Annotated in this window: 27 protein-coding genes and 1 riboswitch; of the genes, 11 read left to right on the top strand and 16 right to left on the bottom strand. The window is 38.2% G+C overall.

The annotated features are described in order from the left end of the window. Nucleotides 1-543: TlpA family protein disulfide reductase (locus tag RM545_RS16455; RefSeq protein WP_311496378.1), on the bottom strand; the 543-nt coding region annotated here is incomplete at its 3' end. Nucleotides 544-677: 134 nt separating this feature from the next. After that, nucleotides 678-1,193: a tetratricopeptide repeat protein gene (locus RM545_RS16450; RefSeq protein ID WP_311496377.1), complete on the bottom strand. Its 516-nt coding sequence runs from the start codon at nt 1,191-1,193 to the stop codon at nt 678-680. A 153-nt stretch (nt 1,194-1,346) separates the two neighbouring features. On the opposite strand from RM545_RS16450, the gene rpmH reads away from it, so the two are divergent. The 3 genes from rpmH to RM545_RS16435 all read left to right on the top strand — a co-directional run bounded on the left by rpmH (nt 1,347) and on the right by RM545_RS16435 (nt 5,068). Further along, on the top strand, nt 1,347-1,505 hold the full coding sequence (gene rpmH / locus RM545_RS16445; protein WP_311485512.1) for a 50S ribosomal protein L34: 159 nt from the start codon (nt 1,347-1,349) through the stop codon (nt 1,503-1,505). 99 nt (nt 1,506-1,604) lie between these two features. Continuing rightward, the gene (gene carB / locus RM545_RS16440; protein ID WP_311496376.1) at nt 1,605-4,457 is read left to right on the top strand and encodes a carbamoyl-phosphate synthase large subunit; all 2,853 of its coding nucleotides are present in this window, start codon (nt 1,605-1,607) and stop codon (nt 4,455-4,457) included. A 212-nt stretch (nt 4,458-4,669) separates the two neighbouring features. After that, entirely contained in the window at nt 4,670-5,068 is a 399-nt protein-coding gene (locus RM545_RS16435; RefSeq protein ID WP_311496375.1) for a DUF423 domain-containing protein, read from the top strand. A gap of 248 nt (nt 5,069-5,316) precedes the next feature. Here the strand turns inward: RM545_RS16435 and RM545_RS16430 are convergent, their stop codons facing one another. From RM545_RS16430 to RM545_RS16390, 9 genes are all read right to left on the bottom strand, one after another. Beyond that, nucleotides 5,317-5,451 (bottom strand): HepT-like ribonuclease domain-containing protein, encoded by a 135-nt coding sequence (locus RM545_RS16430; protein ID WP_311496374.1) that lies wholly within the window; start codon nt 5,449-5,451, stop codon nt 5,317-5,319. A gap of 198 nt (nt 5,452-5,649) precedes the next feature. Further along, nucleotides 5,650-6,078, bottom strand: a complete 429-nt coding sequence (locus RM545_RS16425) for a nucleotidyltransferase family protein (RefSeq protein ID WP_311496373.1) — start codon at nt 6,076-6,078, stop codon at nt 5,650-5,652. Nucleotides 6,079-6,368: 290 nt separating this feature from the next. Then, nucleotides 6,369-7,346, bottom strand: a complete 978-nt coding sequence (locus RM545_RS16420; RefSeq protein WP_311496372.1) for a bile acid:sodium symporter family protein — start codon at nt 7,344-7,346, stop codon at nt 6,369-6,371. 1 nt (nt 7,347) lies between these two features. Beyond that, nucleotides 7,348-7,887 carry an acyl-CoA thioesterase gene (locus RM545_RS16415; protein ID WP_432264595.1) on the bottom strand — a complete coding sequence of 180 codons (540 nt, stop codon included), beginning with the start codon at nt 7,885-7,887 and terminating at the stop codon, nt 7,348-7,350. A gap of 2 nt (nt 7,888-7,889) precedes the next feature. Continuing rightward, nucleotides 7,890-8,258: a 6-phosphogluconate dehydrogenase gene (locus tag RM545_RS16410; RefSeq protein ID WP_311496371.1), complete on the bottom strand. Its 369-nt coding sequence runs from the start codon at nt 8,256-8,258 to the stop codon at nt 7,890-7,892. 23 nt (nt 8,259-8,281) lie between these two features. Next, complete coding sequence (locus RM545_RS16405; protein WP_311496370.1) at nt 8,282-9,736, bottom strand: DNA recombination protein RmuC; 1,455 nt, start codon at nt 9,734-9,736, stop codon at nt 8,282-8,284. 48 nt (nt 9,737-9,784) lie between these two features. Then, nucleotides 9,785-10,579, bottom strand: coding sequence for an ABC transporter ATP-binding protein (locus RM545_RS16400; RefSeq protein ID WP_311496369.1), 795 nt, complete (start codon nt 10,577-10,579; stop codon nt 9,785-9,787). Then, the gene (locus RM545_RS16395; protein WP_432264594.1) at nt 10,576-11,607 is read right to left on the bottom strand and encodes an iron chelate uptake ABC transporter family permease subunit; all 1,032 of its coding nucleotides are present in this window, start codon (nt 11,605-11,607) and stop codon (nt 10,576-10,578) included. The genes RM545_RS16400 and RM545_RS16395 overlap by 4 nt, the downstream gene beginning before the upstream one ends. A 20-nt stretch (nt 11,608-11,627) precedes the next feature. Beyond that, nucleotides 11,628-12,782, bottom strand: coding sequence for an ABC transporter substrate-binding protein (locus RM545_RS16390; RefSeq protein ID WP_432264593.1), 1,155 nt, complete (start codon nt 12,780-12,782; stop codon nt 11,628-11,630). 71 nt (nt 12,783-12,853) lie between these two features. Next, nucleotides 12,854-13,145: riboswitch (cobalamin riboswitch) on the top strand. Between the two features lie 31 nt (nt 13,146-13,176). Between RM545_RS16390 and RM545_RS16385 the strand changes: the two genes are divergently transcribed. From RM545_RS16385 to RM545_RS16375, 3 genes are all read left to right on the top strand, one after another. Next, entirely contained in the window at nt 13,177-15,006 is a 1,830-nt protein-coding gene (locus tag RM545_RS16385; RefSeq protein WP_311496366.1) for a TonB-dependent receptor plug domain-containing protein, read from the top strand. A 2-nt stretch (nt 15,007-15,008) separates the two neighbouring features. Next, nucleotides 15,009-16,163 carry a YncE family protein gene (locus RM545_RS16380; protein ID WP_311496365.1) on the top strand — a complete coding sequence of 385 codons (1,155 nt, stop codon included), beginning with the start codon at nt 15,009-15,011 and terminating at the stop codon, nt 16,161-16,163. Nucleotides 16,164-16,418: 255 nt separating this feature from the next. Beyond that, entirely contained in the window at nt 16,419-17,462 is a 1,044-nt protein-coding gene (locus RM545_RS16375) for a YncE family protein (protein ID WP_311496364.1), read from the top strand. 147 nt (nt 17,463-17,609) lie between these two features. On the opposite strand, the gene RM545_RS16370 is transcribed toward RM545_RS16375, so the two are convergent. Beyond that, the gene (locus RM545_RS16370; RefSeq protein ID WP_311496363.1) at nt 17,610-19,073 is read right to left on the bottom strand and encodes a GFO_1087 family putative carboxy terminal peptidase; all 1,464 of its coding nucleotides are present in this window, start codon (nt 19,071-19,073) and stop codon (nt 17,610-17,612) included. A gap of 131 nt (nt 19,074-19,204) precedes the next feature. Between RM545_RS16370 and RM545_RS16365 the strand changes: the two genes are divergently transcribed. From RM545_RS16365 to RM545_RS16350, 4 genes are read left to right on the top strand one after another with little or no spacing between them, the layout of a single operon-like run. Beyond that, a complete protein-coding gene (locus RM545_RS16365; protein ID WP_311496362.1) occupies nt 19,205-19,720 on the top strand; it encodes an RNA polymerase sigma factor in 516 nt (171 codons plus the stop codon). Next, complete coding sequence (locus tag RM545_RS16360; protein WP_311496361.1) at nt 19,701-20,156, top strand: PG0215 family putative anti-sigma factor; 456 nt, start codon at nt 19,701-19,703, stop codon at nt 20,154-20,156. Before RM545_RS16365 ends, RM545_RS16360 begins: the two co-directional genes overlap by 20 nt. A gap of 5 nt (nt 20,157-20,161) precedes the next feature. Further along, complete coding sequence (locus tag RM545_RS16355) at nt 20,162-20,689, top strand: DUF4252 domain-containing protein (protein WP_311496360.1); 528 nt, start codon at nt 20,162-20,164, stop codon at nt 20,687-20,689. Nucleotides 20,690-20,699: 10 nt separating this feature from the next. Next, complete coding sequence (locus tag RM545_RS16350) at nt 20,700-21,302, top strand: GFO_1091 family lipoprotein (protein WP_311496359.1); 603 nt, start codon at nt 20,700-20,702, stop codon at nt 21,300-21,302. Between the two features lie 68 nt (nt 21,303-21,370). Here the strand turns inward: RM545_RS16350 and RM545_RS16345 are convergent, their stop codons facing one another. From RM545_RS16345 to RM545_RS16335, 3 genes are read right to left on the bottom strand one after another with little or no spacing between them, the layout of a single operon-like run. Then, nucleotides 21,371-21,949 (bottom strand): hypothetical protein, encoded by a 579-nt coding sequence (locus RM545_RS16345; protein WP_311496358.1) that lies wholly within the window; start codon nt 21,947-21,949, stop codon nt 21,371-21,373. After that, entirely contained in the window at nt 21,936-22,421 is a 486-nt protein-coding gene (locus RM545_RS16340; protein ID WP_311496357.1) for an RNA polymerase sigma factor, read from the bottom strand. Before RM545_RS16340 ends, RM545_RS16345 begins: the two co-directional genes overlap by 14 nt. After that, a complete protein-coding gene (locus RM545_RS16335) occupies nt 22,414-23,259 on the bottom strand; it encodes an alpha/beta fold hydrolase (protein WP_311496356.1) in 846 nt (281 codons plus the stop codon). The genes RM545_RS16340 and RM545_RS16335 overlap by 8 nt, the downstream gene beginning before the upstream one ends. A 244-nt stretch (nt 23,260-23,503) precedes the next feature. Here RM545_RS16335 and RM545_RS16330 point away from each other — a divergent pair, with 244 nt between their 5' ends. Further along, entirely contained in the window at nt 23,504-23,959 is a 456-nt protein-coding gene (locus RM545_RS16330) for a gamma-glutamyltransferase (RefSeq protein ID WP_432264592.1), read from the top strand. On the opposite strand, the gene RM545_RS16325 is transcribed toward RM545_RS16330, so the two are convergent. Continuing rightward, nucleotides 23,956-24,531 (bottom strand): pseudouridine synthase, encoded by a 576-nt coding sequence (locus tag RM545_RS16325; protein ID WP_311496379.1) that lies wholly within the window; start codon nt 24,529-24,531, stop codon nt 23,956-23,958. The two genes, RM545_RS16330 and RM545_RS16325, sit on opposite strands and share 4 nt — an antisense overlap. Nucleotides 24,532-24,840 lie beyond the last annotated feature (309 nt).

The following is a 24,840-nucleotide window of genomic DNA, read 5'->3' as shown; positions in this document are numbered from 1 at the left end:
TTTTGAAATTAGAAAACAAGTAGGCAATCCGAGTGAGTGTTTGAGGTTTTTAATTACGAAAGGATCAGCGTTTTTTCTTTCGTCTACATAAACCACGTTTATATTCTTATTAAATTTTTTGGCTAAGGTTTTAACCATTCTTGGTTCATCCCAGAAAAGAATAACAAAATCTATTTGATCTTGATATTTTGATGCGAGCTTATTTATTGCAGAAATTTCTCCTTTCCCTTGTATGCACCAGGATGCATAGGTAATAAGGTATACCGGTTTTTTAAAATCGTACAAATGGATAGACTTTTTCCGTAGTGTATAGAAACGAAAATTATCCATGTAAGAATTTTTCAGGCAATTTCTCACGAGTGAGTCGAATAAGAAACGACCGCGGTCATAGTCGTTAAAGCGATAAGCCACCTTAGCCTTTTTCTCATATTTCGGCAAATGCATGGAGAGTGCTTCAGAAAAATAAACCTTATCGCTATTTTCTGACTGAGGGTGGCTGATAAAGCCCGATAATAAAAGAAAAACAAGTAGAAATTTCCTCATGCATTTTGTTTCAGATTCACTGAAAACAAAGGTACTTAAAGGAAAGGGGTGAAGGAAAAATTCTCGATTAAGGGTCTATTTATTAGCCAAAAGACTTAATCACTTAAGAAATATTAAAGGGATCTACAAATGGGTTAAATTTTCTTCATTTGCTGCTTCATCATTTTTATCTGGTCCTTCAGCATACCGTGCGTATCCAGCTTTTTTGCTTCAGCAAGAAGATTAGTAGCTTCTCTTTTTCTTCTTTTGGTCATCGCAATTCCTGCCAGGTTTAGTTTCGCCATTGCAAGGTCCTGTGACATGGAAAGTCCAAGACGGATAGCTTTTTTGAAGTACTTCTCAGCTTGGGTAATATTGGTTTGGGAAACCATTAGTCCGTGCAGATACCAGTAGTATCCCTGCTGTTTTTGAGTTAAAGCACTCTCAGGGTTTTTAATTTTGTCCAGCCATTTTTTTGCGCCTTCAAAATCCTGTTTTCTTAATCTTAAAAAAGCCAGCAGGATCATTTCATTTTTAAAGTAAAGGAATACAAAAATTCCTGAGAGCAGGATAAGCATAATTCCGTTTCCTATATTACCTTCGAAAAATTGCCAGAAGGCGAGAACAATTATAATTCCCGCTAAGACTAGTTTTATATTTTTATTGAACATGTCCCCGTGTTTTTACAGGCGGCAAAGGTAATAAAAACAATTCGAAATTATTTTAAATTTGTATTTGTAAGACTTAAAAAGCTTTGTATATTTGCACGCAGTTTTAAGGACTGCTTTAAAAAAGATTTCACAGAAGATTAAAGATATTCAAAAATGAAAAGAACGTTTCAACCATCTAAGAGAAGAAGAAAAAACAAGCATGGCTTTAGAGAGCGTATGGCAAGTGTAAACGGTAGAAAAGTCCTTGCCAGAAGAAGGGCTAAAGGCAGAAAAAAGTTATCTGTATCTTCTGAGAACCGACACAAACACTAATGAATTTTTTGATATTAAATAATAAAGGTGTTACTTTTTAAGTAACGCCTTTTTTTATACCCAATAGCTTCTTATTTTTATATTCAAAACCTTAGTTAAATGCCAAAGAACAAAAATCTTAAATGTATTTTAATAATAGGCTCAGGTCCTATTGTAATAGGCCAGGCCTGCGAATTTGATTATGCCGGGACACAATCACTACGTTCTTTACGTGATGAAGGGATTGAAACAGTCCTTATCAACTCTAATCCGGCAACAATTATGACCGATCCTTCTGTGGCCGATCATGTTTATCTCAAACCTTTAACTACAAAATCTATTATTGAGATCCTCAAAAAGCATCCTAATATAGATGCAGTTTTACCTACAATGGGAGGACAAACTGCTTTAAATCTTTGTATTGAGGCTGACGAGAAGGGAATCTGGGAAGATTTCGGGATCAAGTTAATAGGTGTGGACATCGATGCAATAAATATTACTGAAGACCGCGAGAAGTTCAAGCAGTTAATGGGAAGAATAGGTGTTCCTGTAGCCCCGGCTAAGACGGTTACCTCTTTTCTGCAAGGGAAAGAAGTTGCACAGGAATTTGGCTTTCCACTGGTAATCCGTGCCTCTTTTACTCTTGGAGGTAGTGGGGCATCTTTTGTGCACAGAGCCGAAGATTTTGATGAAATGCTTACCTACGGTCTGGAAGCTTCTCCAATCCACGAAGTTTTAATCGATAAAGCTTTATTGGGCTGGAAAGAATACGAGCTGGAATTGCTAAGGGATAAAAACGACAACGTTGTTATTATCTGTGCTATAGAAAACATGGATCCTATGGGAATCCATACCGGAGATTCCATTACCGTAGCACCGGCAATGACTTTAAGCGACGTGGCTTACCAGCGCATGCGTGATCTGGCTATCCATATGATGCGAAGCATTGGTGATTTCGCCGGAGGTTGTAATGTACAATTTGCAGTAAGCCCAGATGAAAAAGAAGACATAGTTGCGATAGAAATTAACCCAAGGGTTTCCAGGTCTTCTGCACTTGCTTCTAAGGCCACGGGATATCCTATAGCCAAGATTGCTACAAAACTGGCAATTGGTTATAATCTAAATGAACTGGAAAATCAGATTACCCAGTCTACGTCAGCCTTGTTCGAACCTTCGGTAGATTACGTGATTGTTAAAATACCACGATGGAATTTCGATAAATTCGAAGGTAGTGACCGCACTCTTGGTCTTCAGATGAAATCTGTTGGAGAAGTAATGGCTATCGGTCGTTCTTTCCAGGAGGCCCTGCATAAAGCCACCCAGTCGCTGGAAATAAAAAGAAACGGACTTGGTGCCGATGGAAAAAGCTACACCAAGTACGACGAAATTATAGATAAACTCACTCATCCAAGTTGGGATCGTGTCTTTGTAATTTACGATGCTATCCAGGCGGGAATTCCGCTTAGCAGGATCCATGAGATCACCAAGATCGATATGTGGTTTCTCAAGCAATATGAAGAATTATATGCGTTGGAAGTAGAAATCTCAAAATATACTCTGGATACACTTCCAAGGGATCTTATCCTTGATGCCAAGCAAAAAGGTTTTGCCGACCGGCAGATTGCTTATATGCTGAAGTGTCTGGAAAGTGAAGTTCACAGCAAGCGTGAAGAACTGGGCATTAACCGCGTTTATAAGCTGGTTGATACCTGTGCTGCCGAATTTGAAGCTGCAACTCCATACTACTATTCCACTTTTGAAGCTGATATCGAAACTCCTGATGGTAAGAAATATGTTGCCAACGATAGCGTTTCCACCGATAGAAAGAAAATTGTTGTTCTTGGTTCAGGTCCAAACAGGATAGGCCAGGGAATAGAATTTGATTACAGCTGTGTCCACGGTGTACTTGCCGCGGCAGAGTGTGGTTACGAAACCATCATGATTAACTGTAATCCTGAGACGGTTTCTACAGATTTTGATATTGCAGATAAACTTTATTTTGAACCTGTATTCTGGGAGCATATTTACGACATCATCCGTCATGAAAAGCCGGAAGGTGTGATCGTGCAGCTCGGTGGCCAAACAGCTCTTAAACTTGCTGAAAAACTGGATCGCTATGGAATAAAAATCATGGGAACCAGCTTTAAGGCGCTGGATCTGGCAGAAGATAGGGGTAGTTTTTCCAGGTTATTACAGGAGAATGACATTCCTTATCCGGATTTTGGAACTGCTGAAAATGCAGATGAAGCACTTGCTCTTGCAGATGAGCTGGATTTCCCAATTTTGGTACGCCCGTCTTACGTACTTGGTGGTCAGGGAATGAAAATCGTGATCAACAAGCAGGAACTGGAAGAAGTCGTTGTAGATTTACTTCAAAAGATTCCGAATAACAAACTCTTACTGGATCACTACCTGGACGGCGCGATAGAGGCCGAGGCAGATGCCATTTGCGATGGAGAGGACGTTTACATTATCGGGATTATGGAGCATATAGAACCTTGCGGAATTCATTCCGGGGATTCCAATGCGCTGCTTCCTCCGTTCAATCTTGGAGATCTCGTAATGCAGCAAATTAAAGATCATACCAAAAAGATTGCACTTGCGCTTAACACGGTAGGCCTTATAAACATTCAGTTTGCGATTAAAGACGACCAGGTTTATATCATCGAAGCTAATCCAAGAGCGTCCAGAACGGTGCCTTTTATTGCAAAATCTTATGGAGAACCATATGTGAATTACGCTACTAAAGTGATGCTGGGAGAGAAGAAAGTAAAAGATTTTAACTTTAATCCTAAGCTTGAGGGTTACGCCATCAAGCAACCGGTTTTCTCCTTCAATAAGTTCCATAAAGTGAACAAGCAGCTCGGCCCGGAGATGAAAAGTACCGGCGAAAGCATCCTGTTTATCGACAGTTTAAAAGACGATGCTTTTTACGAGTTGTATTCAAGACGTAAAATGTATTTGACGAAATAAGTTATAGTATTTATTTTTATAAAGGCTGTCTAAATTTTAGGCAGCCTTTTCTTTTTGGACGTTACCCTCCTAAAGTCGGGTCGGGCTTTCCGCTTTTACGCTTCACCACGCTCTCGCGTGGTTGCAGGGTAACCGCTGCAATCCCTAACGCAAAATATTTTTTCAGTGAAGATGCTTACAAAGAACACCACCGAATTGCTTACTTTTAAATTATGAAAGAACTGGTTTTAATTATCGGCGGTACGTATGGTACTTTGGCTGTCTTTTTTGGTGCTTTTGGAGCACACGCTTTAAAGAAAAAACTGAATAACGATCAGCTAAAAAGTTTTGAAACCGGAGTAAAATATCAGATTTATCATGCGCTTATTTTGATCATTTCCGGCGTAATTTTTCCTTTTTTTACGCTTTCACAGCAAATAATGGCCTGGTGTTTCATTATCGGAATTTTGCTCTTCTCCTTCAGCATTTACGGACTCATTCTCAGCGATGCTGCAGGTCGAAAATTGAAGTTTTTAGGACCTGTCACTCCCTTCGGCGGACTTTTACTCATCATCGGGTGGATTCTGTTCACAATCAATAGCGCAAATATAGCTTTATACTTGAATAATTAGTTTCCGTAGAGAGTAGTGAGAAGTTCAGTCAAACAAGTGAATAATCCACCTCAAAACGGTCGATAATTGCAATTTTCGAATTAAAGATTAAGGGTTTAGGTTAAAACAAGATATTCTGCGGAGATCAGCGGTATCGGCGGGAGCATTAAAAATTTGTTGCCATATTTATGACGAAAACCCAAATCGATAATCTGCCTTTTTGAGGTTGACTTCAAGAAGTTATCTAACAATCTAAGCAAAGTTTGAGTTTAAGAATTAAAAGTTTTAAAGCTTTCTCCAAGTTGCTGAATTAGAGAAACGCAATCTCTCTTAAGTTCTGGTAAATTCTTTTTTACAATAACCCAAACTATAGCATTATCAACGCTATCGTAAGCGTGAATCAATCGATTTCTAAATGCAATATCTGTTTGCCGTTTTGAACCGTAATATCCGGTTGTACTTGTTTTTGTTTATTTAGAGCTTCGCCAATTATTGCCAACTTTCTTTCGACGGCACTTTATGTTTTTAGATCTTCTTGATAAAAGTCAAAATCAGGAGTATCGGCTATAAAATCTTCGATCAAATCAGTAGCTCTTAATTCATCAGAGACATACTTCTTGTCTTTTTCCGTCATAGATCAAAATTTTAGTAGCCTCAATATTTTTTCTTAATATGGGATTTTTAAGAGAAGATAGAGTTAACAAATCAACTTTGCGCTGAAAAAATTCTTCCAGTTTTTCCCAGATAGCCAGGAGTTTTTCTCCTCTTTCTAAAGGATCACTTTCTTCAATTTCGATCAATAAATCTATATCACTTAAATTTTTATCAAATTGATCTGTTGTAGCAGAACCAAAAGCATACAGATTTTTCACATTATGTAATTTGCATAACGAGGTAAAATCAATCATTTTAGCATGTATCCTATCCTGGATTTTCATAAAACTAATATAATCATTTTCTTCTTGATTAAAACTATTCACTTTTGGAACGGACATTAGCCGCTGAAATTGCTGTCGATTGATAATTGCCATTTTTAACACTGCTCCAAAGAGGAGAGAGGAAAGAAGGCGAGAAAAAGATCGCTACTTCGTACCTCGTATTTATAACTTTGTATTTCCAGAGGTCGATAATTGCCATTTTGGAGCACTCATTTTGAAATTGAGCCAGGAAGTAGGAGACAGGAATCAGGAGAATCACTGAAAGAAGTTCTGCGGAAGCATTTAGAAAATTTTCGTGAATTCGTGGTGAAACTACAGGTCGATAATTGCCATTTTCAGCACTACTCTTTAAAACTAAAGAGCAAAGGCCTACCAACTAAAGACTACCGATTACGAACTATTTCATCTTCATTAGCAATTACTTTCTTTTGGTAATTTTCAGCGAAATAGGCAATAGCAAGTAACTGCAGGGAATGGTAAAGCATTATTGGTAAAAGCAGAAGACCGGTACTCGCAGCACTTCCGAAGATGACTTTCACCATAACAGAACCGTGTACGAGCGATTTTTTTGTTCCGCAGAATTGAGTAGCAATTTTATCTTTGAGATCAAATCCCAGTACATTGCACAGAAGGCTAAGTCCAAAGTAAATAGTAAAGAAAAGCAGCACCACAATTCCGAATAATTTCAAGAGATCCAGTGGGCTAACAGCATTAAAGATATTGGAAGTAAAGGAGTTGCTGAAACTGGAATAAATAATCAGGATAATGGTGGTTTTATCAATGAATCCCAATTTTTTGCCATGTTTCCTGGCAAAATCACCTATAAACTTCTGAAAAAACAAACCTAAAATTAAAGGCAGGACAATTTGTAAAAAGAGCTTGATAATCACATCCTCAAATTCAAAATTGATAGTATTTTGAAGTAAAATTCCAAGCCATAACGGAGTTGCGAAAATCCCAATTAATCCCGAGAGACTCGCGTTAAAAATGGCTGTTGGTAAATTTCCCTGAGCAATGGCCACCATCACCACAGATGAGGAAACGGTAGAGGGTAGGGTAGCAAAGAAAAAAATCGCAATCCATATTTCAGAATCTATTCCTTCTTTGAACAACGGAATAAATAGCAGCGCCAATAATGGAAAAACTACGAAAGTTGTAAGCTGGATGACAATATGGGATTTGTAATTTAGCAGCCCAAGTTTAAATTCTGCCGGTGAAAGTTTAAGCCCGTAAAAGAAGAATATAAAACCTATTCCAATATCGGTAATTGTCTTTAAGGGAAGGATTTCATTGCCTTGCGGAATAAAATAAGCCACGATAATGGCTAGAAAAATGGCAGCTATAAATCCATTAAACTTCAAATTATCTTTCGATTTTCACGTTTTCCAGCTCCTGGATATGAAGGTACTCTTCAGAAATAAAATCGGTGTCATGAAATTCCTGCTTCCGGTTTCTCTTCATGGCAATTCGTTTAAGACTTTTGGCAAACCGCCGTATATCATTATCGGTTTTAAGGATTAATCCGGGAACGGGTAAAGATTTTCCATCGCTGTCTTTTGCGACCATCGTAAATGTTGAGGAATTACAATGTTTAATTTCGCCGGACTGGATATTTTCGGCTTCCACACGAATCCCGATAACCATAGAACTTCTCCCTACATAATTTACGGAGGCTTTCATCGTAACAAGTTCCCCAATCTCAATTGGTCTTAGAAAATCCACGGTGTCCACACTGGCAGTAACGCAATAAGCCCTTGAGTGTTTGGAGGCGCAGGCAAAGGCAATCTGGTCCAGGAGGGAGAGCACATAACCACCGTGTATTTTACCGTTAAAGTTGGAATGGGAGGGAAGCATAAGTTCTGTCATAATCACTTCCGATTCTTTAATTTCTTTAAATGTCATAGTTATCGATCTCTAAAATGTGGAGATTCTGCTTCTCTCACTTCGGTTATATAATATTTTGTATCACCCCAAAAGAAAAAAGTGGCATAGCGTTCTATATAAGATACCCGCACATAATTTCCTTCGTTTTCCTGCAACTGCTCAATTACTTCCGGATTGTTGTCCAATACCGAAAACTGGAAAATCTGGGCACCACTTATTCCCTGGCTTATCTCACCTTCCCAGGTTTTTGAAATAACTCCTTTTTTACTGAATTTGATGAGTTCGCCACTCCGTGTTCCTTCGCTGTAAGGCACAAAATAGACGAACGCAAAATACGCAATAAATAAAACGAGGATAGTTCCTAATATTAGAAAGAGTGTTTTTTTCATTTTTAAATTGCTTTATAGAAGCTTCAATTTTTTATCTGGTTTAATTCTCTTATATCATTCTGTTCCTCATCGCGCTCAAGATGCGCTTCATCAAGCCATTTTGAAGAGATTTTTTGCTTGGGAGAAATGCCCAGGCTTTCCAGTTTGTCAATGTCTTTTATTAAATTCTGTTGCCCCGTAAGCTTTTTCATTGCTGAATCGTAAGCAGAGGATGTAGATTTTATTCGGTTTCCAACTACTTCCAGCTCATCAATCAGGATTTTGAATTTATGGTATAAAGAAGCAGCATGATTAGCAATTTCAACAGCGTTTTGCTGCTGTTTCTCGTTACTCCAGATGGTGTCGATGGTTCTGAGCGTGGAAAGCAACGTGGTAGGGCTCACCAGTAAAATGTTCTTTTGAAAGGCAGTGTAAAAAAAGCCATTATCGCACTCCTGTGCGAGGTACAACGCGGGTTCTACAGGAACAAACATTAATACAAAATCCGGCGAGTCGCTTCCATGCAAATCCTCATATTTTTTAGAACTTAACTGTAAAATATGGTTTTGCAGTGACTTAAGATGATCTTTTAAATGCCGGGCTTTGGAGATTTCATTTTCCTCGTTCACATATTTTTCATAAGCCGATAAAGACACTTTTGAATCGATGACCATTCTCTTATCATTCGGTAAATGAATTACCACATCGGGCAGTACTTTATTGCCGTTTTCATCCTCATAAGCCTTCTGAATAAAATATTCCCGGTCTTTTTGAAGTCCGGATTTTTCCAGAACCCGTTCCAGAATTAATTCTCCCCAGTTACCCTGCGTTTTACTTTCGCCTTTTAAGGCTTTGGTGAGGTTATTGGCTTCCTCGCTTATTTTCAGGTTTTGCTCATTGAGATCCTTAAGTTGTTTCCCCAACTCGGCATGCCTGGAAATAAAATCGGTGTTGTTTTGGTTTACTTTTTCTTCAAAAGTTTTAATTTTTTCCTGAAGCGGATTTAATATATTCTGAATATTCTCTTTGTTGAGACTGGTAAATTTCTCAGATTTTTGATCCAAAATTTTATTTGCCAGATTTTCAAATTCCTTCTGAAATTTCTCCTGAAGTTGTTCTACTTCGGCTTTTTGTTCTGTATTTCGGTGCTGAAGGTTTTCAAATTCTGAATTCCGGCGGGTAAGTTCTGTGCTTAAAAAATCTTTCTCTCTACGAATTTCTTCCCGCTCATTTTCGAGCTTTTCTATTTGCTTCAGGTGTAAAGCTTTTGTCTCAGACAACTCACTCTTATAATCAACAAGATTATTCTGTATCTGACTTTTAGCATCTTCCACCTTCAGTAAAAGCTGATCTATCTTTTCCTGAAGAAGGATCTTTTCCGTTCTGCTTTTTAGGCGCGCAATCAGGTTTCCAAGGAAAATCCCCAGTACCAAAGCGACCATAAAAATTATAGAGAAAAGAAGATATTCGTTCATCCAGGGAAAACTATTTCTTTCCAAAGATAATTAAATGTCTTTATCAGGATAATTTCGGCTGACTTAAATTCTTTAGGTTTTGATCTTAAAAGAAGAAGTGTCTTCATCAAAAAGTATAATGTCTGAAGGAAAGATTTCAGAAAAAGCGCCCGTTTTCAAAAGTTCCTGCGGAGTTCCCATGTGAATATGATCCTTCTGCATCAAAATAATTTTATCACAGAGCTGGATTGCAAGATTAATCTCGTGCGAAGCAAAAACAATTGCTTTTTTCGTTTTCCGGGTAAGATCCTTTAGCAATTTAAGAACATAGGCTTTGTGGTAGAGGTCGAGATGGGTGGTAGGTTCATCCAGGATAACCAGCGGCGTATTTTGAGCAATGGCGCGGGCTATTAAAACTTTTTGCATCTGTCCGTCACTCAGTTCATAGCATTTTTTCTCCTGGATTGCTTCTATATTCACCACCTTCAGCGCCTTTACAATTTGCCTGAGATCGTTTTTGCTTAAACGTCCAATCCAATTGGTGTACGGCTGCCTTCCCAGTGCTACCAATTCAAAAACACTCAGGTTTTTCGATACAGGTTGTTCAGTAAAAACCAGACTGATTAGCGAGGCCATAGCGAGGGCTTCAATTTTACCAATTTCGGTATTCTTTACAAGAACTTTTCCCGAAAGCGGCTGCTGAATTCCGCTTAGCGTCCGTAGCAGTGTTGATTTTCCCACTCCGTTAATTCCAATAACCGCCACGAGTTCCCCTTCGTTTACTTCAATATTAATATTTGAAGCAATCAGGTTTTCCTGATCTTTCTTTTTATAACCAATTCTTAGAGCTTCAGTTCTTAGAATGCTATGAGAGTTTTTTTCTTTCAAAACAGGAATCTTCTTTTTCTTACCAGCAACCAAATCACCACAGGTGCTCCAATTAAGGAGGTGATTGCATTAATGGGTAAAGTAAATTCATTTCCGGGCATTTGTGCAGCAATATCACAGATTAACATTAGAGCACCCCCCCCCAGAATGACCGCCGGCACCAGGATACTGTGATTATTTACGGGCATGATCTGACGAATTAAATGTGGTACAGCGAGTCCCACAAAAGCAATAGGACCGGCAAAGGCTGTTATACTTCCTGCGAGCAAACTGGTAGCCAGAATTATTTTCAGCCTGTTTTTCTGAATACTCATTCCCAAAGTTCTGGCATATTGTTCTCCCAGGAGCAGCGTATTCAGGTTTTTTATACATGAAATTGCAATCAGGATTCCCACGAGCCAGAAAATTGTCAAAATAGAGACTTCATCCCAGGAAAGGTTGCCCAGGCTTCCAAAAGACCAGAAAATGTACTGCTGCAACTGTGCCGCCGGGGTAAAATAAGAAAGTACGCTTACAACAGCCGCTGTCAGGCTTGCGAACATTAATCCTATAATTAAGATTGCCATTGTATCCCGAAGGCGTATTGACGCTAGCATTACCGCCATTAGGACCAAAAGACTTCCAAGACTGGAAGCAATTACTAAGCTCCATTTTGAGAGAAAAAGAGCAGCAAAAGTTCCTCCAAACAAAGAAGCCCCCATTATTACTACAGCAACGCCCAGGCTTGCACCACTGCTAAGGCCAAGTACATAAGGCCCGGCGAGCGGATTTCTAAAGAGGGTTTGCATAAGTAGGCCGCTAATTGCTAAGCCGGAGCCGGTAATTACGGCGGTAATTGCTTTTGGCAGGCGATATTCCAGTACAATATACCTGTAGGTTTCGCGCGAAACTTCACCGTTGAAAATAGAGGCGAAAATATCTTTCAGCGGAATTTTTACAGAGCCTAATCCAATATTTAACAGTACAAGCATTAAGACTCCCAGGAAAAGGAGAAAAATTAAAAAAAAGTATTTGCCGGAATTATTCAATTGAATTTTTTAAGATTTTTCTATTGCTGCGAGCCTGACTCCGCCAAAGCTTTATAAAAAGTACGCTCATGTTCAGGTAACAAATCTGGATGAAAAATAGAAATCAGGTCTTTTAAAACAAGATCGGGACGCTGTGGGCCAAGTTCAAAATAGACCACTCCGCCGGTTTCTCCTTTAACCAAACTTACGCTGTAAACGTTCTTATCCTGTACCGCCTTAAACTGCCGATAATGTTCTGAAGCCGAAAAAAGCTGTTCGTAAGAAGTAAACTGTCCGGCACTAATCCAAAAATCTGCGTCCTGATGGTCTGCAAGAACGCTTTCAAAAGATAAAGACATGCTGCCATTACCGTCACTTTCAGCATAGGCATATTGTGCATTGGCATCTTCTATAAATGTTGCCTGCCACGAATTTCCGTAAGGCATGTACCACTGATCCTTATACATCGAGCCGGCAATCACTTTTGGCTGCTTTTCTGCTGTTTTTGCGAGTTCTTTTGCTTCAGCATAACCGGCAGAAATCTGATCAAAAATAATTTTTGATTCTTCACTCTTATTGTAAAAAGCACCAAAGAACTTTATCCATTCTGCTTTACCTAAAGGAGTTTCTTCTGTCCAGTCGCCATTGTAAACTACGGGGATTCCGGTTTTTTGAATGGTTTCAAAGGTCTTGTTATTTGCGTCTATACTAAAACCTATTACGACATCGGGCTCAAGATCTATTAAAATTTCGGTATTTAAATTTTCGTTTTTCCCCAGCTCTTTTACCGCTCTGTCATTAATAAGTTCACGCATTCTCACTGAAGAAATAAAATCCAGTCCTGGAAAACCTTTAAGGGTTTTTTCTTCCTCCAGAGCTTCCAGTGCGGGAATATGGGTGGTAGAAGTAACCACTACTTTCTCTACCGGAATTTCTACTTTTTGGTCGTACTCAATTTCTTCAGGGATAGCTGCATCTTCTTCAGCTAATAAGTATTTGAAACTTTCTTCAGCGTTTGGCCAGGGACTTTTCACTTCAATTATTGAATAATTCCCGAACGTTTCAATCTCAAAACCCGTGGCATGAGAAATCTCAACTTGCTTACCTTGTGATAATTGCCTTTTTTCTGACTGCTCTTCAGAATTTTTACATGCGGTAAAAATCAGGAGGATTAAAAGGGAGTGTATTTTTTTCAAAAGAAACATTTTAGATTTTCAAAAGTAAGATTATTAAAAATTTATGCGGTCAACAAATCTAAATGTTTATTTTCGCAGTGAAATTTTTTGGTTTGATGCTGTTTTTTTCAGTATCGATTAAAAGGGAATCAGGTGAAGTTAGAAATAAGAAATTAGAAGGTAGAAGTAAAGGTTTATTACTGCGTACTTTCCACTTCTTACCTCAAACTTCAAATAAGCCTGAGCTGTTCCCGCAACTGTAAGCTAAATCCCAATATGGGATGCTTGTTGTTATCACTTCTAAAATACCACTGTTCCTTGTTGGAATGGGAAGGTAAACAACAAGACGCAAGCCAGGAGACCTGCCAAAATTCAACTATAAATTCGAGACTTTCGGGATAAGAGTCAGAGGCAGATGAAAAATTATAAATTCTTAATTCTATTTCTTGTTTTGTGGGTCGCTTTACCGGCGCATGCTCAAAGAGATTCCACTACCCAACTGGATGAGGTTTTGATCAGTGACGTGAAGCTTTATAAAAATTCGCGTGCACAGGTTGTCTCGGTGTTAAGCGACTCGATAATTGCCAAAAATGAACCCTCTCTTAATTCACTGCTTAAATTTAACACTCCAATCTATTTCAAGGAAAATGGTAACGGAATGGTTTCCTCCCCTTCCTTCAGAGGTACTACTGCTTCTCAAACTGCAGTTGTTTGGAACGGAATAAACATAAATTCCCAGTTTAACGGCCAAACCGACTTTAATACGGTCAATACTTCAGCTTATGATAACATCGCAGTGCGTGCCGGGGGTGGAAGTGTGCTTTACGGAAGCGGCGCCATCGGCGGTAGCGTCCATTTAAACAACCGTTTTTCTTTTGATGGCGAATTTAAAAACAGGTTAGGCGTCGAAATTGGCAGTTTTGAGACTCATATTGTCAACTATTCCACTGAATTTTCTTCTGAGAAAACAAGCGTGTATGCTAATTTTTCAGGAATTGAATCTGAAAATGATTACAAATACCTGGGCACAGAAAGTCGAAACGAAAACGGTGATTTTTACAACCTGAGTGTGAGTGCCGGAATTGCGCATTGGCTAAATGAGAAAAATATACTCCGGTTTTACACAGATTATTATCATGGGGAGCGGGCTTTTTCCGGCACTTTAAATGCACCTTCCAGGAGTAAGTATGATGATATAAACAGTAGAAATCTGCTAGAATGGAAAGGCTTTTACAATGCTTTTACTTCTTCGTTAAAATTGGCTTTTCTGGATGAGAATTACAAATATTTTGAAAACCGCAATCGTGACGATTTCACCTTTGGGCATGCGCAGACTTATATCGCAAAGTATGACCTGACTTATGAATTGAATCCCGACATGACTGTTCACGGGATTGCTGATTACAGAAATACCGACGGAAAAGGATCTGACGTGGGAGAAAATGTGAGAAATATTGCAGCCTTTGCTATTCTGTTTAACCACAATTTCGAAAAATTCTTTTACGAATTGAGCGCCAGGAAAGAAATTACCGACACCTATGAATCTCCGTTGTTATATTCGCTTAGCACAGGCTATTCTGTTACTCCGTTTTACGACCTCACTTTCAATTTTTCGAGAAATTTCAGGATTCCTACTTACAATGATCTCTTTTGGAGCAGTGGAGGAAACTCAGATCTGGATCCCGAAACTTCTTTTCAGGGGGAGCTGGGGCAAAAATTTCATTTCAGCAATCTGGAGTTGGGTGTTGTCGCCTACCTCATGAAAATTGAAAATTTACTGCGATGGATACCAGATGACCGCGGGTTATGGCGACCTGAAAATACAGAAAATGTAAAAAGTTACGGACTGGAATTCCGTGGAAAATATAATAAGAGCTATAAAAATCATGATTTTATTCTGAATGCAAATTACAGTTACACCAAAACCAATGATGAAATAAAAGACAAGGAACTTATTTATACTCCCAATCATAAAGCCACCGGCTCATTGGGATATTCCGTGAAAAAGTTCTCCTTTTTTTATCAGTTTTTGTACAACGGCAGTATTTATACCTCTTCAGATAATAATTATGAGCTGGAAGGTTATACGGTCTCCAACGCCGGAATTGGTTACAGTTTTGGTAGAAATGATTTTGTAAATCTCGGGCTGGAAGTGCGCAACATTTACAATAAAGCATATCAAAGTTTACCGTCCAGGCCAATGCCGGGGCGTTCAATTAATAGTTCACTAACCATTAAATTTTAACTATGAAAATCAACAAATTTTTATTTACGACTTTAGCAGCCATTACATTTTTTACATCTTGTGAAAGCGATGATGATTTTATGATTGACCAGGAGGAGCAGGAAGAGGAAATTATAGATCCTGAACCAGAGGAGGAAGAAGAGCCCGTCGAAGAAGAAGAGGAAGAACCGGCAGGAGCATATGCCAACGGTGTGTTTATTTTAAATGAAGGGAATTTTGGAGCAGGAAACAGTACTGTTTCTTTTCTGAATGCGGAAATGGATGGTGTTACAAATAATATTTATGCAGAAGTTAATTCTGACGCGTTATTAGGAGATACCGGGCAGAGCATTGCCTTTTACGAAGAATATGCATTTATTGTAATGAACGTTTCCAACACTATTGAAGTTGTGAACAAAAATACTTTTGAGAGTGTAGCAACAATTTCTGAAGGCCTTCAAAATCCTCGATATATAGCATTTGCTAACGGCAACGCATATGTTACCAATTGGGGAGATGGCAGTAATGCTGAAGATGATTACATAGCCGTTATTAATACTGAATCTTTTGAAGTTACAGAAAATATTGCTGTGGTTGAAGGTCCTGAAGCGATTGTGGAAAACGAAGGTAATTTATATGTTGCCCACTTGGGAGGATACTCTTTTAATGACAAAATTTCTGTTATTAGTGCTACAGATAATACTGTTTCTGAAACAATTACGGTAGGGGATAGACCAAATTCACTTGAAATTGAAGATGGTTTCCTTTGGATAAGCACTGGTGGTCTTCCTTCTTATGCTGAAGCGGAAACTGCAGGTAAAATTGTAAAAGTAGATTTAATCTCCAACGAAGTAGTAGCAGAAATGGAGTTTACCAGCACTACAGATCATCCCGGGAATTTGGATATTGAAGATGATATTGTTTATTATACTTTGGGAAAAACAGTTTACTCCTTCAGCGAAGATGCCACTGCATTACCAGAAACTGCTTTTGCTGAATTATCTGATGTGGCGTCCTTATACGGTTTTGAAGTTGAAGGCGGAGTTATTTATGCAGCTTCGGCTAATGCAGATTTTACAGGTAATGGCGATCTTTATCTCTACAGTACAACCGATGGGAGTTTATTAGACTCTTTTGAAGTAGGTATAAATCCTAGCGGAGTTTACTTCAACGACTAAAATTGGCGATTTTCGTCCTGATAGTGCACAAGGCCCTGCGAAATTCGCGGGGCTTCTTGTTTCTAAACATTTATATGAAAGGGAAAGTCTGACTCTTCGACAGAAGTTTTCAGTATTAAAACTTGCAGAGAATGTTTTAAAACTGCGTTTTCTCTCGTAAAATTTTGTTTATTTTGAACATAGAAAAAGCAGCTAATATTGTCCCGGATTTTGCGGCTGATTCATAGAATATCTACTGTTAAAACTTAACCGAATATGAAGATTGGAAAATTGCTTTTATGTAGCTTTTGTAGTGTGCTTTTGTTGTTCTCGTGTAGTGATGATGACGATATTGCTCCTGAATTTGAACCTGAGGGGGAGTATATCAATGGATTTTTTGTTCTGAACGAAGGTCTGGACACTACAGGAACAGTAACCTATATTAGTAAGAACCTACAGAAGGTAGAACAGCATATTTTTAATACCGTAAATTCAGAAGACACTATAGGTTTTGCTCCCCGGTCTATGTTTTTTGATGATCAAAACGCATATATCATTTCCAGGGATACCAGTTTGATCACAGTAATGGACAGGTATTCTTTTGAATTGGTAGGAAGGATAGGCAGCGCACTGTCTAATCCCATGTATGGTATTGTTCAAAATGGAAAGGCATACGTGACTAACCTCGGTAATCGCGATTCAAATGAAGATGATTTTCTCGCTGTAATAAATACTGCAAACCTTCAAATTGAAAAGAAAATAGTTGTTGGTGATTACGCCGAATATATTACTGAAGATTCCGGACTGCTTTACATCAAAAACGTAGTTTCTGATTCCGGAAGTAAAATCAGCGTTTTTGATCCAACTTCAGATTCTATTATTAGGACTATTACTGCAAAACGGGGTTATAACTCTTTTGAGATTTTAGGAAATACAATTTATGTCATATCCGCTGGTGGTTTGCAAAAAATAGATAAAGCTACGGGCGCAGTACGTTCTGAAACTATTTTTTCTACCATTCATGCCGGTGCTTCAAATATAGATATCGAAGATGAGACTGTCTATTTTACAGCAGGAACTTCGGTCTACACACTACCTTTAGTTACTACAGAAGGACCGGGAGAAGCAATTTTGAGCTACCAAAGTAACTCTGAAAACGGAACTATGTCGGCTTTTGAGGTAAAAAACGACCGGATTTTTATAGCCGATGGAGGAGATCTTAATTCAGAAGGATTTATAGAAGTTTATACTATGGAAGGAGAATTTGTACAGCAAATTCCGGTTGGGGTAAAGCCGAATGGTTTCTATTTTAATGAATAAACATATTTTTCGCTGAAAAAATTGAAAATAAAAAAGAGGCTGTCTAAAAACTCCAATTTTCGTCCTTTAAAAGTTCCTGGTTAATAACTTAAACTTTAGACGAAGGGAACCTGTAGACAGCCTCTTCTTAAACAATATTTTGATTAATTAATCTATAAATAATTGTTTTGCTAAAGAAGGTGGCACCTCGTCGATATACATTCTCTGGTAATCCAGCTCATTATGTCCAGATTCACTAAACTCTCTAAAGTTGTGATTCCTTTCGGGATAAAACCTTCTGGTTCCAGTAATAAGATCCAAAGTTGCGGAAAGAAGAGGGTCTGAAGGTTCTCCTAAAACACCAAGGTTCCAAAGATTTTCTTCAATAGCGACGTCTGGAATTATCCCGTTGTAAGGGACAGAAACATCTTTTGAATTTACAGATTCCAAAACCAGTGGCTGGATTGCATAGGTATGATCTGGATTAGCATTTTCACGATCAAAGTCCGGACTATCGTACAACGTGACTGAAGCCTGGGATTTTCCGGTTGTGGTATCTCCAACTTTTTGAACATCTATATAAGGATCCAGCCCATTAATTATTAATTCACTCGCTGAGGCCGAAGAAGATGAGGTAATCACGTACAAATCGGTAAGGTTAAGACTGTTTATACGTTCCCCATCATCTACGGTTTCTGTAAACCTGTTGTAAAGGCGATCAGGATAGGCGGTTTCTATTAAATTCTGATATTCTTGGTTCCATTGTTCTTTTGCAAATATTTCTCCTGTAAACTGGCCGGTAATCATACTTGCCATTCTGGTTGCCGAGCTCACTCGACCACCTCCGTTGTACCGAAGGTCCAGAATCAATTTCGTAGCTCCTTCAGCTTCTAACTGGCTAAAAGCTGCATTCAGTTCATCATCAAAGTCGGCTACAAAACTATTATACATGATATATCCAACTTTCATCCCTTGAACATCCAGGGTTTTTGTGATAAGGATGGGGTTTTCAGTAAGCACCTCATTTGTAAGGGTGACAGTTTCAGAAGTTTCAGAAATGGTATTATCCTCAATAGAAGCCAAATGATAAGTTACCTGGTCACTGGCTAATAAAGTGCTGTAGTTATCTATAGTTATTGTTTCTCCATTAACTCGGGTGAAAAGATCACCTCTTTTAATCCCTTGACCATCTGCATTACTATTTGGAATAATATAACGTACAACGCCAAATAAATCATCAGAATTAGAAAATCTATAGAGTCTGTAATCTACTCCGGTAGTTGTTGCAATTCCACTAAAACTGTTTTCGAGAGCTATATAATCATCTGTGATATAACTAAAACGATCCTGTGGAGCAAGAAGACCATCATAAAAAAGATCTTGTGGTGTCGCAAAACTCGCAAGAAACTCATCACGCTCTGTTCTATGAGCAAAATGATCATTAGCCAGCTCGGGTACGTCGCTTTTGTAAAGATAATATTCATTCAATCCCCTGTAAACGAAACGTTCGACATCCAAATTTTCAGGATCTACTGTAACAGAATCATCTATCACATCATTATCGTCCTTAGCACAGGAAGTAAGTAGGGTTCCACTAAAAATAAGGAGCAAAAACAATTTGTTTATTTTCATATGTTTATTATTAATACTATTTCAAGAATTTAAAAGTAAGGACAATCCCTTGAAATCAAAATTTTCTTGTAACAAAAGTAATTCCTATTCGTCGTAATGATGTAAGGGTTCTTACAACGACCAAAAAGCTAATGACACAACAAGACTTCCTTAGTAAAATTAATCCTTCGAGGGACAAAATGTACAGATTGGCATTAAGGCTGCTGGTCTCTAAAGAAGCAGCAGAGGATGCCACCCAGGAAGTAATGATGAAACTATGGGATCGCAAACAGAAGATCAAGGAGTATGCCAATGTAGAGGCTTATGCAATGACGGTAACAAAAAATTACTGTCTGGACCAGTTAAAGTTAAAATATAATAATAACCTGAGGATTGTTCATCAAAATTATGAGAGCAATTCAATTTCTCTTCAGAAGGAAATGGAAGTCAGGGATGAACTCTCCTGGGTGGAGAGAATCATAAAAGATCTTCCTGAGCAACAACAAATAATATTTCAGCTTAGGGATGTAGAGCAATATGAATTTGAAGAAATTTCGGAAATCGTCGGAATGGAATGTACAGCAATTAGAGTTGCATTATCCAGGGCAAGAAAAAAAATAAGGGAAAGTTTAACGAAGAAACATGACTATGGAGTTAAGAGAAGTTGAAAGATTAATAGAGCAATATGAGGAGGGGAATACTTCCCTTGCAGAGGAAAAGAAGTTGAGCGAATATTTTAGTACGCACACAGTTCCTTCTCATCTGGAACCCTACCGCATAATCTTTGGCTACACAGCGGAAGTCAAAAAGGAGACCTACCAGGGGAAAAAGCCTATTGGGACACCACAAAAGAATTATACCTGGATGGCAATTGCAGCCACCATTGTGCTTGCTCTGGGACTTTTTGTTTATCAGAATAACCCTTCTTATAATGCAGGCGGTGAAAATAATGACATCGTAATGACAGCAGAGCAGGAAGAAGCTTACCTGCAGGCGAAACGAACACTTTTGCTTGTTTCAGAATACATGAACGACGGGAAAGAAGAGCTTGTACACTTAAAAGAAATTAATAGCGCGAATAAATTTATCAATCTAAAACAATAAAAACAATGAAAGCAATTATCTTTTTAATAGTATCGACATTAAACTTCGTCTGTGGTAATGCACAGTCTTTTGAAAAGTACGACGGAATGAAAGGAGTCGATGGCGTGGTAATGACCAGCAAAATGTTTAAGATGCTGGCAGATCTGGATCTTAGTGACAGTGATCCCGAAGCTCAACAATACCTTAGATTAATTGAAAATCTAAATGAAATAAAAATGTTTACCACCAAAGATGGTAACGTTAGATCACAGATGAACAACGACGTGACTGCGTATCTTAAAAAAGGTTCCCTTGAACAGTTAATGAGAGTTACAGAAGACGGAAAAACGATTAAATTCTATTCCAGGCCGGGGAAAAATGACACTTCTGTGAGCGAGTTATTTATGTTTATGGAAAGTGAAGGCGGAGCAGATGCAATGTCTATGATTGTAAAAATCACAGGAGAAATTGATCTTTCCCAGCTATCAAAATTAGCATCAGACCTGAAAGTACCAGGTGCCGAAGAATTGAAAAATGTAAACAAGAAATCTTAATCCAATAATCATGAAAATATTAAAAATTATAAGCTGTCTGGCAGTGGTTCTTACCTGCTTTTCCTGTAATAATGAGCCCACGCTCCAGGAATACTATGTAGCTAACCAGAGTGATAAGGAGTTTCTGGCGATAGATCTTCCAGTAAGTATGTTTGCAAATAATGAGTCTTTAAACGAAGACCAACGTGCTACGCTGGCTACAGTTAAGAAGGTAAATGTGCTTGCTTATCCGATTAAAGAAGGAAATGAAAAATTTATTACCGAAAAATCAGAACTTGAAGAAATTTTAAATGATGAAGACTACCAGTTATTAATAAAATATGGATCAGGAGAACGTGGGGCAGAGGTCTACTTCACCGGAGATGAAGAAGCGATCGACGAATTTATTGTTTTTGGATACGACAATTCCAAAGGAATGGGTGTTGCACGCGTACTTGGTGAGGATATGAACCCTTCCAGTTTGCTTAAGTTATTAAAGAGTATGGACGAAGGAGACGTAAACCTGGATGGACTAAGCGGCCTTGGAGAAATTTTTGGGGAAGGTAATAACATGGCTGATTCTTCTGAAATTCAAATGGATTCACTTAACGTGGAAATGGATACGATAGAATAATATTCAGAAAATATCTGAATTAAAAAGCCGCATTTTTGCGGCTTTTTCGGCTTTCTGAAGTGGATGGTCTAAGCTGGATCTATGCTTTTGATTTCCTCCTTTAAATCTTTTAATATTCTTAACTCTTCTCTAATTTGTATGGCAATAAATACTGCTAAGAACAAAAATACAAATCCGGAAGAAAATAAGATATAGGTATAAAATCCCGGAGAAAGACCTTCTTTAAATGAAGGCAATAACATCAAAAAACCAGCAACATAAGCTGCAAAAAGTAACGGGGTTATTAAAGAATGAAGGTATTTCCTGTTTTGATAGTAGCTAATAAGCTGTTGGTTGTAATAATTCATATTACGATAGCTTGGTAATTTTTTTAATTTTGTCCTGCTAAAATATTCTAGACATATCCTTATCACCAGGCTTCCTATCATGATTCCTAACCCATGGAAAACTTCACTATTTTTATAAGCTGAAATGTAAAAGAAGAACAGGACTAAGATAGCCACAGTAACACTTAATACCACCTGACCTATCCGTTGTTTTTTCTGAAGGTATTTTGATTTCTTAATAATGTCCTTAACTCCTGTTTCAGGTTCTAAAGAGACTTCGCGTCTTTGCCATTGTTTTTTGATATCGCTAAAGTTGTTCATTGTAAACACATTTTGAAAGTTGTTCTTTTATCCTGTGAATTCGGGTTCTGACTGCCCGATGGCTTATTCCAATAATATTGGCAATTTCCTGCTGGGGTACCTCTTCCAATTCCAAAAGAATTATAGATTTATTCTCCGGGGATAGTTTGTTAATACAACGGTACATTTCGGCAAACCGGCTCTCCTTTTCGTTTTGATTCGCTGTGACTTCGGCGGCCATATCTATCTTTAAACTCACGTGGTTTTTTCGCCGTAATTCCTGCAAACAGGTGTTTACCGTAATTCTATATATCCAGGTAGCAATTTTAGATTCCCCTTTAAAATTGTTCAGGTTTTGCCAAACTTTTAAAAAAACTTCCTGGGCTAAATCTTTTGCCAGGTCTTCATTCCCGCTCACGTACCCAAAACAAAGCCCCATAACCCTGGGATAATTTTCTTCAAAGATCCTGTTAAAATATACTTCGTTATTCATTGCTGCCCAAAGTCGAGTGAATTTGCTCTAAGAACCATTGCGGTTTATCGTACATTACAAAATGGCCGGCGCCATCTGCAAAAATAAGAGTGTAGTTCTTGAGGTGTTCATATTGCTTTTTATAATTTAATTCTGCGGTTTCCCGGCCATAAGGATGCGTGGCGGCAAGAATTGTAACCGGAGTTTTAATTTTTTCTATTGCTTGCCTTAAGTCCAGCTTCAGCAAATCCGTATATCCGTAAACAAATGTTTTTTGATCGCTTTGTAGCATCATATCAGCTATTTGATCGTGTTTGCCGGAATCTACACTCATCCCGGCTACCATTTGTTCTACCGTTTTTCGGAACTCTTCGTTATTCATGGTCAACATTTGTTGATTATAGGCAGACTCATATACAATATTTTCGCTGTTATAATTTGGCATCATTAACGCTCCCATTGCGGGGAGGGCATCTATAAGAACTAATTGTGAATACCCGGGATCTTCAGATGCCAGCCATAAACCCAGGGTTCCACCCATACTGTGGCCTATAATAATGGGCTCATGTAAATTATTTTCTGTTACGTACCTTTTAAGATCGTCTTTTATTTGAGGCAACCACGGAAATTTGATGGGAGGGACATCTCCAAATCCTGCAAAAGTAAAAGCGTGCACTTCGTAATCTTCTGATAAAGTATCGATAATTTCCTTAAATACTTCTGAAGTAGAGGCAAAGCCTGGAAAAAGTAAAATAGGTTGTCCGTTTCCGGTTTTTTCCACGCGGAAACTTTCCTGGGCATTCAGGCTCAGCCCAAGTAATAAAAGTAATAATCCGGAATAAATTTTTAAGTTTTTCATATCTAAAAGTTTTAATGTTTCTTTTTAGATACAATGGTCTGAAAATGTTACGCAGAAAAAATGGTTTTTTTTGAAATGACAGAATTTCTTCAGAATTTCTTTAGTTAAATCTATGAGTATAACAATTAATATTTTGCTGTTTGATCATCTGAAACAGTACATTTTTAACTCTCAGTCTCAAATTTATTTTATCTTACTCTAGTCAGGGAGTGCAAACTGCTATTAACTTTCGGAAAAAGCACTATTGGCGGCGAGCAAAGACATGTTTCTGGACGAAAATGGTAAAATTAAGGATAACTCCAATCACGAAGGGCTTTTGTCTGTAGGAGTTTTGGGCACGGTTGCGGGCCTGTTTCTGGCTCATCAGAAATTTGGCAATTTATCCTGGAAACAGCTCCTGGAACCGGCTATAAATTTAGCTGAAAATGGTTTTCCGTTCAGCCGAAGTATGATTTCATTTTCTGAAATGCTATTGAATAATAAAGAGAAATATTTTTCAACTGCAAATGTTTTTCTGAAGAAGGGAACAAAAGCTTATCAGCCGGAAGAAATCCTGAAGCAGCCGGATTTGGCAAAAACACTCAAAAGAATTCAGAAGGAAGGTGCTGCGGGTTTTTATCAGGGTAAAACAGCGAAGTTTATTGTTGATTATATGAAGGAAAACGGCGGAATTATTACTGGTAAAGCTGTAGGTCACTAAAGCCGAAAATTGGCTTTTTTCACTACCTGTCCCGGTTGCATATTTTCAAGCTTTTCGTTGCCGATTCTTACCCTTACCAGTCTAAGCGTAGGAAATCCTACAGCGGCAGTCATTTTCTTTACCTGCCGAAATTTGCCTTCTGTAAGTGTGACCGAAATCCAGCTAGTCGGGCCATGACGTTCGTCTCTGATCTTTTTAGTTCTTTCAGGAAAGACCGGTTTCTCGCTTAATATTTGTGCTTTTGAAGGCAGCGTCTGGTACTTATTTCCGTTTATGCTAATTTCCACGCCCTCACGAAGCGCTTCCACAGCTTCTTCGGAAATTTGTCCGTCTACCTGCACAAAATATTCCTTTTCCACCTTTTTTCCGGTTACTTCTGCACTCACTTTACCATCTGTAGTCAGTAAAAGCAGACCTTCAGAGTCCTGGTCCAGCCGTCCTATAGACATAGTGCCTTCAGGAAAATCAAAGAGTTCTCCAAGAAGCTTTTTATTCTTCTTTCGCGGCTTTTCGTTGGTAATAAACTGACTTAAATATCCGTAGGGTTTATATAATTTCAAATGGCTGTGCATCTTCAGCATATAGATCGATAATTGGCATTTTTGGGCATCGGCCTAAAAGTGCCTGGAAAATATTTCAGTTCAAAAATCCGGGTAATTTTTCTATAAAGCAAATCCCGATAATCAGAAATTAGAATCTTTTAATTTCTGAAATTACCAGTTTATCCTGCAAGACTTTAAAAAACTTGTAGGTATAGGGAGTAAAATATAATTTTTTTTCCGAAGTTTCAGATGAAGTAGAAACAAAAAAATCCCGCTCTTAATATTCAGAACGGGATTTTTTAATTTCAAATTCAGCTCAACTAACTGAAGTTTATTTAG

Source organism: Autumnicola lenta, assembly GCF_031846515.1.
In the GTDB taxonomy this organism is placed as follows: Bacteria; Bacteroidota; Bacteroidia; order Flavobacteriales; family Flavobacteriaceae; genus Autumnicola; species Autumnicola lenta.
The sequence above is the reverse complement of the archived record's forward strand: the minus strand, read 5'-3'. Positions and strand labels throughout refer to the sequence as shown.

What these genes read in the sequence shown, in the direction of transcription:
- rpmH (WP_311485512.1), top strand. Translation starts at nt 1,347, where the DNA reads ATGAAAAGAACGTTTCAACCATCTAAGAGAAGAAGAAAAAACAAGCAT.
- RM545_RS16450 (WP_311496377.1), bottom strand. Translation starts at nt 1,193, where the DNA reads ATGTTCAATAAAAATATAAAACTAGTCTTAGCGGGAATTATAATTGTT.
- RM545_RS16345 (WP_311496358.1), bottom strand. Translation starts at nt 21,949, where the DNA reads ATGAACAACTTTAGCGATATCAAAAAACAATGGCAAAGACGCGAAGTC.
- RM545_RS16375 (WP_311496364.1), top strand. Translation starts at nt 16,419, where the DNA reads ATGAAGATTGGAAAATTGCTTTTATGTAGCTTTTGTAGTGTGCTTTTG.
- RM545_RS16435 (WP_311496375.1), top strand. Translation starts at nt 4,670, where the DNA reads ATGAAAGAACTGGTTTTAATTATCGGCGGTACGTATGGTACTTTGGCT.
- RM545_RS16370 (WP_311496363.1), bottom strand. Translation starts at nt 19,073, where the DNA reads ATGAAAATAAACAAATTGTTTTTGCTCCTTATTTTTAGTGGAACCCTA.
- RM545_RS16325 (WP_311496379.1), bottom strand. Translation starts at nt 24,531, where the DNA reads ATGCACAGCCATTTGAAATTATATAAACCCTACGGATATTTAAGTCAG.
- RM545_RS16385 (WP_311496366.1), top strand. Translation starts at nt 13,177, where the DNA reads ATGAAAAATTATAAATTCTTAATTCTATTTCTTGTTTTGTGGGTCGCT.
- RM545_RS16365 (WP_311496362.1), top strand. Translation starts at nt 19,205, where the DNA reads ATGACACAACAAGACTTCCTTAGTAAAATTAATCCTTCGAGGGACAAA.
- RM545_RS16415 (WP_432264595.1), bottom strand. Translation starts at nt 7,887, where the DNA reads ATGACATTTAAAGAAATTAAAGAATCGGAAGTGATTATGACAGAACTT.
- RM545_RS16380 (WP_311496365.1), top strand. Translation starts at nt 15,009, where the DNA reads ATGAAAATCAACAAATTTTTATTTACGACTTTAGCAGCCATTACATTT.
- RM545_RS16335 (WP_311496356.1), bottom strand. Translation starts at nt 23,259, where the DNA reads ATGAAAAACTTAAAAATTTATTCCGGATTATTACTTTTATTACTTGGG.
- RM545_RS16425 (WP_311496373.1), bottom strand. Translation starts at nt 6,078, where the DNA reads ATGGCAATTATCAATCGACAGCAATTTCAGCGGCTAATGTCCGTTCCA.
- RM545_RS16355 (WP_311496360.1), top strand. Translation starts at nt 20,162, where the DNA reads ATGAAAGCAATTATCTTTTTAATAGTATCGACATTAAACTTCGTCTGT.
- RM545_RS16350 (WP_311496359.1), top strand. Translation starts at nt 20,700, where the DNA reads ATGAAAATATTAAAAATTATAAGCTGTCTGGCAGTGGTTCTTACCTGC.
- RM545_RS16360 (WP_311496361.1), top strand. Translation starts at nt 19,701, where the DNA reads ATGGAGTTAAGAGAAGTTGAAAGATTAATAGAGCAATATGAGGAGGGG.
- carB (WP_311496376.1), top strand. Translation starts at nt 1,605, where the DNA reads ATGCCAAAGAACAAAAATCTTAAATGTATTTTAATAATAGGCTCAGGT.
- RM545_RS16340 (WP_311496357.1), bottom strand. Translation starts at nt 22,421, where the DNA reads ATGAATAACGAAGTATATTTTAACAGGATCTTTGAAGAAAATTATCCC.
- RM545_RS16410 (WP_311496371.1), bottom strand. Translation starts at nt 8,258, where the DNA reads ATGAAAAAAACACTCTTTCTAATATTAGGAACTATCCTCGTTTTATTT.